Origin of the sequence: Streptomyces sp. BE20, from assembly GCF_036322525.1 — a bacterium.
Classification (GTDB): domain Bacteria; phylum Actinomycetota; class Actinomycetes; order Streptomycetales; family Streptomycetaceae; genus Kitasatospora.
The window spans coordinates 1-247 of record NZ_JAQYWW010000591.1 but is presented as its reverse complement, the minus strand read 5'-3'; the positions used below and the strand labels follow the sequence as shown (position 1 = coordinate 247).

1 protein-coding gene is annotated in these 247 nt (G+C 70.4%); it reads right to left on the bottom strand.

The genetic code is table 11. The annotated features are described in order from the left end of the window. Positions 1-247 (bottom strand): hypothetical protein (locus tag PUR61_RS11930; protein WP_329878650.1); only part of this gene is annotated, 247 nt, incomplete at both ends.

The following is a 247-nucleotide window of genomic DNA, read 5'->3' as shown; positions in this document are numbered from 1 at the left end:
TCTCCAGCCAGTACCGCTGGTGCTGGAAGGCGTAGGTCGGCAGCTCGGCCGGTCGGACGCCCGTGAACAGCGGCGACCAGTCGACCGGGACACCGTTGACATGCAGAGTCGCCAACGCCGTGAGCACGGTGGTGACTTCGTCACGGTCGCGGCGCAGCAGCGGCGCGGTGACGGCGTCGGGCTGCTGGACGAGCGCGGACAGCACGCCGTCCGGGCCCAGTTCGACGAACCTGGTGACGCCGTCGAG